The sequence below is a fragment of the Lysinibacillus sp. NPDC096418 genome, from assembly GCF_044762775.1.
In the GTDB taxonomy this organism is placed as follows: Bacteria; Bacillota; Bacilli; order Bacillales_A; family Planococcaceae; genus Lysinibacillus.
Genome location: NZ_JBIWEY010000066.1, coordinates 1 through 6,961, shown reverse-complemented (window position 1 = coordinate 6,961; position 6,961 = coordinate 1). Strand labels below are relative to the sequence as shown.

6 protein-coding genes and 2 pseudogenes are annotated in these 6,961 nt (G+C 38.3%); 3 read left to right on the top strand and 5 right to left on the bottom strand.

The annotated features are described in order from the left end of the window. Positions 1–195 precede the first annotated feature (195 nt). Together serS and ACIQZG_RS24145 are read left to right on the top strand one after the other, a co-directional pair. Entirely contained in the window at positions 196–1,476 is a 1,281-nt protein-coding gene (gene serS / locus ACIQZG_RS24150) for a serine--tRNA ligase (RefSeq protein WP_402758650.1), read from the top strand. 44 nt (positions 1,477–1,520) lie between these two features. Continuing rightward, positions 1,521–1,661, top strand: a pseudogene (locus ACIQZG_RS24145) (aminoglycoside phosphotransferase family protein); the annotation flags it as partial. A gap of 229 nt (positions 1,662–1,890) precedes the next feature. Here ACIQZG_RS24145 and ACIQZG_RS24140 read toward each other — a convergent pair. The 5 genes and pseudogenes from ACIQZG_RS24140 to ACIQZG_RS24120 all read right to left on the bottom strand — a co-directional run. Next, positions 1,891–2,223: pseudogene (locus ACIQZG_RS24140) on the bottom strand (transposase); the annotation flags it as partial. Positions 2,224–2,612: 389 nt separating this feature from the next. Then, on the bottom strand, positions 2,613–3,329 hold the full coding sequence (locus tag ACIQZG_RS24135) for a LutC/YkgG family protein (protein WP_402758648.1): 717 nt from the start codon (positions 3,327–3,329) through the stop codon (positions 2,613–2,615). Further along, positions 3,329–4,756, bottom strand: a complete 1,428-nt coding sequence (locus ACIQZG_RS24130; protein ID WP_402758646.1) for a LutB/LldF family L-lactate oxidation iron-sulfur protein — start codon at positions 4,754–4,756, stop codon at positions 3,329–3,331. The genes ACIQZG_RS24135 and ACIQZG_RS24130 overlap by 1 nt, the downstream gene beginning before the upstream one ends. 22 nt (positions 4,757–4,778) lie before the next feature. Continuing rightward, a complete protein-coding gene (locus ACIQZG_RS24125) occupies positions 4,779–5,495 on the bottom strand; it encodes a (Fe-S)-binding protein (protein ID WP_402758644.1) in 717 nt (238 codons plus the stop codon). Positions 5,496–5,749: 254 nt separating this feature from the next. After that, entirely contained in the window at positions 5,750–6,478 is a 729-nt protein-coding gene (locus ACIQZG_RS24120) for a FadR/GntR family transcriptional regulator (protein WP_402758642.1), read from the bottom strand. Positions 6,479–6,790: 312 nt separating this feature from the next. Between ACIQZG_RS24120 and ACIQZG_RS24115 the strand changes: the two genes are divergently transcribed. Beyond that, positions 6,791–6,961 (top strand): biotin carboxylase N-terminal domain-containing protein (locus ACIQZG_RS24115; protein ID WP_402758652.1); only part of this gene is annotated, 171 nt, incomplete at its 3' end.

Genomic DNA, 6,961 nt, shown 5'->3' with positions numbered 1-6,961 from the left:
CGCTGTCCGTCAGACTTCATGGAACCGCCGTATACGGATCCGTACGTACGGTGGTGTGAGAGGACGGGAGTTAGTCGCTCCCTCCTACTCGATTGTTTATTTTGATTCAAAGCGGAGCTATTCGAGTTTAGCTTGCAACGCAATTAAACCAAGACTTAATGGATGCAATGTCATTAAACTACTGGAGGTATGACTATGTTAGATATTAAACGCGTACGCGATAATTTCGCGGAAATTAAAGAAATGCTATTAACACGTAATGAAGATTTAAGCAACTTAGATGACTTTGAGGATTTAGATGCAAAGCGTCGTGAGTTAATTGCTAAAACAGAAGAATTAAAAGCAGAACGAAATAAAGTATCTGAACAAATTTCAATTATGAAACGAAACAAGGAAAATGCAGATGAAGTTATTGCTCGTATGCGTCAAGTAGGCGATGAAATTAAAGAACTAGATGTCCAATTAAATGATGTAGAAGAACGCTTTAAAGATATGATGATGCGTTTACCAAACGTTCCTCATGAATCTGTACCAGTTGGCACAACAGAGGACGATAATGTAGAGGAATATACTTGGGGTGAGGTACCAACATTTGATTTTGACATTAAAGCACACTGGGATCTTGCTACAGATTTGAAGATTGTTGACTTTGAACGAGGTACAAAAGTAACAGGTAGCCGTTTCTTATTCTACCGCGGGCTTGGAGCTCGTTTAGAACGTGCATTAATGACATTTATGATGGATTTACATTCAGAGGAGCATGGTTATGAGGAAATGCTACCACCTGTCATTGTTAATCGTGATAGCTTGACGGGTACTGGAAATCTTCCTAAATTTGAAGAAGATGTATTTAAATTAGAGAAAACAGATTATTTCATGATTCCAACGGCAGAGGTACCTGTAACAAACTTCTATCGTGATGAAATTTTACTTGCTGAGGCTTTACCACAAGGCTTTGCTTCCTATAGTGCGTGCTTCCGTTCAGAAGCAGGCTCTGCGGGTCGTGATACACGTGGTTTAATCCGTCAACATCAGTTCAACAAAGTAGAACTAGTTCGCTTTGTAAAACCAGAGGAATCATACGAACAATTAGAGCTATTAACAAATCATGCGGAAAAAGTATTGCAATTACTAGGCTTACCATATCGTAAGCTAAAAATGTGTACAGCTGATTTAGGTTTTACTGCAGCGAAGAAATATGATTTAGAAGTTTGGATTCCTGCACAAAACATGTACCGTGAAATTTCTTCTTGCTCTAACTTTGAGGATTTCCAAGCACGACGAGCGAATATCCGCTTCCGTCGTGAGCAAAATGCAAAACCAGAATATGTTCATACATTAAACGGTTCAAGTCTTGCGATTGGTCGTACAGTTGCCGCTATCCTAGAAAACTATCAACAAGCTGATGGAAGCGTAGTAATTCCTGAAGTGTTAAGACCATACATGGGTGGTAAAGAAATAATTGCACCAAAATAAATAACGGGTAAAAGCTATTTTTAGATATCCTTTAACAGGTAATTGTATTGCCTTTTTATCGATTTACTGATGCTTTTAATAGTATCGGGTGGTGTAAACGCCGTGGAATTGAAAAAAATGCTTTATTTCTTAAAGGAATTTTAGCTAAAAAAGATGTTACTATAATCAAGAATGGGATGCATTAGGGAAAATTTAGAAATGACATTTTGCAGCTCTTTCGCATTTTCCACTATTCCGCAATCGGGCGCTTTAATGGCATAAGGAGCACTGAAACAATCAAACTTTTTTATAAAAGTCTCATACTTAGTTAAAATGAAAAACTCCATTTTGATCAATCTTTTTTCAAAATGGAGTTTTTGCGTTTGCTGTTAATAAGGATTGAATAGCATTTTTTTATCAAACTTTATTCCAAACCAACATATAACCCTCAACCACCATTTTAAAGTATTTAAGCCATTTATGTGGGTAACGAGAACCTGATAATGGCTTGTTCGTCATATCGTTAAACGTCTAGCCACAGTCTTTGCAAAGATAACGTTGTCTTGCTCGATATTTACCGTTTTTCTTGACTGATACACTCCCGCAGTGAAGACTCGCCAAACCGCCAGAAAAACGAGTTTCACGAATGTCTTTAAGCATCTTTACTATGTCTTCTCGTTCTTCTGGGAACAAATCCTGTTTCATGACTTCAAATAACGCTAATTGTTCTGATTTCGATAAGTCACTGTAATCTCGATATACTAAAATAGCCTAATAAAAACACGAGTCTTGGTCAACTTCTGCGTATGTAATTTATATTTCTCACTCTAGCGATAGAGGTTTACAAACAAGCAGGAAATTTGATACTTGGTGCTATGAGAAAGGGGCTGTCTTGAAAGTGATAATATTATGCTGAGAGTACCTCTAAAATGATATTCAGATATAAATCCGCGTAGATTCCTGCGGGAACATTATTTGCGACGAAAGCGTGAGTGAAACGTAGCGGCAGGAGTACCCACAAGTCGTAAGACGCAACAAACCACGCGTAGTGAAGGGTGCGTCTTACACTGTGCCCGCGGAAAGCGAAGCGGATTTTTACCATATAGGAAGCTAGTTGTTTCGCTTAAAGGTTCTTATTGGATAGCACTGTAATCGTTTTATTGATCTTCTATAACAATGTAAGTAGCTTTAATTGGTCCATGGACACCAACTACTAGGATCATTTCAATATCAGCAGAATTACTTGGACCCGTAATAAAATTAATGCAAGAAGCGACTTGCTCGCCGTTTTGTACCTTTTGACTAATCCATCGAGCGGCTTGCGTCATACGTGGAACAATAGTACTTTTAGGTATCAAAATGATGGAGTTTTCTGGTAAGAAGCTGACGGATCTACCTTTATCTTTGTCACTAAGTAATACTGCAGTTCCGGATTCTGCTAAAGTCATTTCACTAATGGTAATACCGATGTTTGCTTGTTCTGCTTGTCGGATATTTTCCTCGGCCTGTTTCTCATCCCATGTATATAGATCGATGCCGTCCCCGGGCCACTGTTCAGACATTAAATTAGTTAATCCATATTGCGTAAATCGTTCGTCCTTCCAAGTAATCACGGAACGACCGCCAAAGCTATTGACTACAGTTTGGAGTGCATTTGGCAAGTCGGCTGTGTTGGTTAGCACGATGTTTGTATGAATATTTTTGCATTGCTCTTGTAAGACGGCCACTAAGTCGTCCTTTGTTGCATCTTTGAGTACACGGTCCTGTGGTTGGTATTGCCACGTAGGGCGTTCGATTTTTGTCTTCGGTGCGCGACCTAGTTGGTTAGCAATTTTATTTAAAAATGCATTTTTATTTTGAATGATGCCAGTCATTACTTGTCGCCTCCTTTTGGACGATTATGGAACCAGGTACGGAAATTCTCTTTGTTTGGTGCAGGGAAATCTCTTTCTTCTGTCCAAGCCTTTAATGGACCAGGTCCATTTGAAATTTTATTATCCTTTGTAAAAGGTGCCATGGCAGGCGACGCCATTTTTGTCGCCATTTTATATAAAGATGGGGAAGAGGCGCCAAGACCGAATGCTTTCATTAATAATTTTTCAGAAACGGGTGCTTTCCCTTCGTTTTCTACAATTACTTGGCGATGTCTATGAATGAGCTGATGCAATGGAATTTTCACAGGACATGCATCTGTACAAGCGCCGCATAATGTAGAGGCGTATGGAAGCTCTTTGAAATCATCGTAGCCACCGAGTAAAGGTGATAAGACAACACCGACTGGACCTGAATATATTGAGCCATACGTATGACCGCCCACATGACGGTAAACGGGACATGCATTTACACAGGCAGCACAGCGGATACATTGTAAAATGGGTTGGAATTCACTGCCTAAAATATCGGAGCGGCCGTTATCCACGATGACTAAATGGAATTCTTCAGGACCATCCGTATCGCCCTCATCTTTTACACCAGTTAACGTTGTAATGTAACTTGTTAACTTTTGACCAACTGCACTTCTTGTTAATAGGCTTACGAGTACTTCCATTTCCTCAAAAGTAGGGACAATTCTTTCCATACCCATTACGGTAATTTGTGTTTTAGGAAGGGCTGTTACTAAATCAGCATTCCCTTCATTGGTCACTAAAGTAATGGAGCCGCTCTCAGCAATAGCGAAGTTACAACCGGTAATGCCAATATCAGCAGTTAAATATTCGTTACGCAATTTTTCACGTACATACAATGCCAGTTCTTCAGGTTTTTCCGTTTTGTCGTAGCCTTGCTTTTCTTTAAAAACATCGCGAATTTGCTCTTTGTTTTTATGTAACGCAGGGACAACGATGTGAGAGGGTGGTTCATGGTCGTCTACTTGTAAAATGTATTCACCAAGATCTGTCTCAATCACTTCACAACCTAGCTCCTCGAGCGCAGCGTTCATATTGATTTCTTCGGTAACCATGGATTTCGATTTAACAATTTTTTTAGCGTTTTTTTCTTTGGCAATGTTTTGAATATAGGCAGTTGCTTCTTCAGCTGTTTGCGCGAAAAAGACGTTCCCACCTCTTTTGGCAACGTTTTCACTTAATTCATGCAAGTAATAATCCAAGTTTGCCAGCACATGCTGTCGAATTTCTTCACCATGCGAGCGCCATTCTTCCCAATGTCCTAGACTTTCAGCTTGTTGAAGTCGGCGTGTTTGGAATCGCTCTTGTGCACTTGACACAGCTCCGCGCATAAATGTATTTGTTAATTCCTTTGAGACCCGATTTTTAAACGGATCATCGCTTGTTTTCATAGACATACGTTATCCTCCTCGAAATCGTTTAGCGGCTATTCAAAACTTCCGCAATATGCATGACTTTAATCGGTTTACCTTGTCGATTAATACGACCGCCGATATTGAGCAGGCAGCCTGCATCAGCGCCAACTAAAATATCTGCTTCTGTTTCTTCAATATTAAGGACCTTTTCGTCGACCATTTGTCCTGAAATATTACCCATTTTCACAGAGAATGTACCACCAAATCCACAACAACGATCTTTACCAGGTAGATCAACGTAATTTAAGTTTTTTACATTACTTAATAATGTAAAAGGGGCTTCTGTTACGCCAAGTAAACGTGTCATATGGCAAGATGTATGGAACGTCGCTGTGCCCTCTAGTTGCGCACCTACATCTTTTACGTTTAACACATTTACTATAAATTCAGTAAATTCATACGTTTTATCTGCTAGTTCTTGTGCTTTTTTCTCCCAAACCGGGTCTCCTTTAAATACTTCTGGATATTCTTTAAACATATAAGCGCATGAACCAGAAGGGGATACGACATATTGTGCAATTTCGAAGGTTGTAATCATTTTTTTCATCGCTTTTTTTGAATCCTCTACATAGCCACTATTGTAAGCTGGCTGACCACAGCAGATTTGACCTTCAGGAAAATCAATTTCGCAGCCTAATCTTTCTAATACTTCAACGACTGCTTTTCCTACATCTCCTTGAAACATGTCGACTAAACAAGTTGCAAAAAGTGTTACTTTCATATTCATCGCTCCTTAGCTTTAAAGACAACCAATCAACTGGTCATCGGATGACTTGCTATAAAAACATATTGCTTATTATAATACTACAACCTTTTTGGATTACAAAATGATTTTATTAAATTTTCTAAAAATAAAGTTGTAATTAAGTTAAACGTAAAAATAGGTAAATTTTTAAGCCATAGCGGAGATCAACTTTTTCTATCAGCAAGGATGTATAAATATAGTTAATCAACATGCCTAATTGGATACTTTGATTATTTGAAATATTTAGTCTTGTTAAAGTATTGCATAAGAACTTTTTCTACGTTATTAAGATGTGAAAGCATCGCTTGTTTTGCTAGCTCTTCGTTTTGTTGCTTAATCGCGAGGAATATTTGCATATGTTCATCATATAATTTTTCACTCGTCGTTTTTCTAGAAAATAGCCAAATTCTTCGTGTTTCCCTCATTGTTTCAATCATTAAACTAGACACCTGGTCTAGTAACGTCGCAAGCAAAGGATTTTGAGAAGCTTTAGATATCGCAGAATGGAACTGGAAGTCTACTTTTTCACCTAATTCACCGTCTCCTTGGGCAAGCTTCATTGCATCTAATATTTGCATCATATGTTGTATATCCTCATCTGATCGATGTAATGCGGCACTTGCGACAGTTCCAATTTCAATAATTTTACGCACTTCTAAAAGGTGGGAGACATCTTCTTTATTCATCAGCATCGCTGCTGATAATGGAAAATCTAAATGATTTTTGGGGATTTCTTTTACAAAGGTTCCGGAACCTTGTTTAATATCGATCAAGCCCATTGCTTTTAAGGCAGAAAGTGCTTCTCTTATGGCAGAGCGACTTACTTTTAACTGTTCTGCCAGTTTCTCAACAGAACTTAGGCGATCTCCAGGTATCAGTTCACCTGAGCGAATTTTTTCTAATAAGATATCTAATACTTCTTCATATATTTTTTTAGGTTTGATTTTATTAAATTGCAAGCACATCACCTCATTACTTCTCTTAAATAGAATGTCTTAATATTCATGGTGCTCTTTCATTTAATCGGCAATAAAATGTAATTGCGGGAAAATGAAAAAGATATTGAATTTTAAGAATTTAGTACATATAATCATAACACAAGGTCATCCGATGACCTATATTCTTTTTGTGTTAAGAAAACTTTAGGGGAAGTTAGACAAAGGGAGCAACATCTTGTCTCGGGGAAGGCACTCAGCTAGAACAGAAATCAACTTTAAGCTGTGGTGATTAACCAGCAAAAATGTATAAATTCAAAAAATGGGGGATTTAAAATGAAGTTAATTCGTAAGATTCTTGTAGCAAATAGAGGAGAAATCGCAATTCGTATTTTCCGTGCGTGTACGGAGCTGAAGATTAACACTGTCGCTATTTATTCCCGTGAAGACAGTGCTGCTTTCCATCGATTTAAAGCGGATGAAGCCTATTTAGTAGGTGCTGGTAAG